The following is a 1,151-nucleotide window of genomic DNA, read 5'->3' on the forward strand; positions in this document are numbered from 1 at the left end:
TCGACGCGGATGATGTCGTCCTCGCCGGTGTAGGAGCCGACCTGCACCTCGATGAGCTCCAGAGGGATCTTGCCCGGGTTGGTCAGGCGGTGCATCGAGCCGATCGGCAGGTAGATCGCTTCGTTCTCGTGCACCAGCACCACCGACTCGTTGAGCGTGACCTCCGCCGTGCCCTTGACCACCACCCAGTGCTCGGCCCGGTGGAAGTGCTTCTGCAGCGACAGCCGTCCGCCCGGCGTCACCATGATCCGCTTGACCTGGAAGCGCTCGCCGATGTCGATCCGCTGGTACCAGCCCCAGGGCCGGTACATGCGCCGATGCGCGTCCGCCTCCGGGTGGGCCTTCTCGCGCAGGCGGGTGACAAGGTCCTTCACCTGGCCCGAGCGGGCCTTCGAGGTCACCAGGACGGCGTCGGGCGTCGTGACCACGACGACGTCGTCCAGGCCCACCACCGTGGTCAGGTGCTCGCCCTCGCTGTGGATCAGGCTGCCATGGGTGTCGATGGTCTCGACCCGGCCCCGGACGGCGTTGCCGTCGGCATCGTGCGCCAGCACGTCCCAGACCGCGTCCCAGGTGCCGACATCCGACCACGCGAAAGACACCGGACGGACGCCGGCATGCCGGGTCCGCTCCATCACGGCGTAGTCGATCGAGGTCTTGGGGGCCCGCCCGAAGGCGTCCGCGTCGAGGCGCACGAAGTCGAGGTCGGTCACGGCCGCATCGAGCGCCGCCCGCGTGGCCGCCAGGATCTCCGGGGCATGGGCCTCGAGCTCGGCCAGCATCACGTCGGCGCGGAACAGGAAGTAGCCCGAGTTCCAGAGGGCGCCCTCGTCGATCAGCCGCAGGGCGCCGTCGTGATCGGGCTTCTCCACGAAGCGCTCGACCGCATGGTTGCCCGCGCCGCCCGAAAGGGCCGCGCCGACGCGGATGTAGCCGTAGCCGGTGGCGGGCGAAGTCGGGGTGATCCCGAGGGTCATGATGGCCCCGGCCCGGGCGCCGGCCGCGGCGGCCTTGGCAGCGGCCACGAAGGCGGGGGTGTCACCGATGACGTGGTCGGCGGCCATGATCAGCACGACGCTCTCGGGGTCGCGCCGGGCCGCGTGCAGGGTGGCGACCGCCACCGCTGCGGCGGAGTCGCGCCGCTCGGGCTC

The 1,151-nt window shown here is 71.2% G+C and carries 1 protein-coding gene; it reads right to left on the reverse strand.

Annotation, left to right across the window (positions count from 1 at the left end):
• On the reverse strand, nucleotides 1-1,151 hold a 1,151-nt coding region (locus CRT23_RS27585; protein WP_103712640.1), incomplete at both ends, for a mannose-1-phosphate guanylyltransferase/mannose-6-phosphate isomerase.

The sequence above is a fragment of the Methylobacterium sp. V23 genome (assembly GCF_002917135.1).
In the GTDB taxonomy this organism is placed as follows: Bacteria; Pseudomonadota; Alphaproteobacteria; order Rhizobiales; family Beijerinckiaceae; genus Methylobacterium.